Origin of the sequence: Pantoea sp. SIMBA_079, from assembly GCF_046940275.1 — a bacterium.
Taxonomy (GTDB): domain Bacteria; phylum Pseudomonadota; class Gammaproteobacteria; order Enterobacterales; family Enterobacteriaceae; genus Pantoea; species Pantoea borealis.
The window spans coordinates 1-241 of sequence record NZ_JAWRYR010000830.1 but is presented as its reverse complement, the minus strand read 5'-3'; the positions used below and the strand labels follow the sequence as shown (position 1 = coordinate 241).

The window sequence follows — 241 nt, the reverse complement described above, 5'->3', positions numbered from 1 at the left end:
ACGACTAGCCTGAGCTCACTTTTCCCCTACCCAAGAGGTTGCGCCAATGAAGGCTGTCGTTTACACCCAACCCGGTTTGCCGATCCAGGACCCGCAGTCGTTGTATGACGCGCAGTTGCCCGAACCCAAGCCGGGAGCCCGGGATCTGCTGGTCGAGGTAAAGGCCATTGCTGTCAACCCGGTCGACACGAAAATCCGCGCGAGCCGCGGCGGTGAGCAACCACAGGTTCTCGGCTGGGAT

At 61.0% G+C, this 241-nt stretch carries 1 pseudogene; it reads left to right on the top strand.

Annotated features, from left to right (window positions below):
- Positions 1-46 precede the first annotated feature (46 nt).
- Positions 47-241: pseudogene (locus tag SB719_RS22280) on the top strand (zinc-binding alcohol dehydrogenase family protein); the annotation flags it as partial.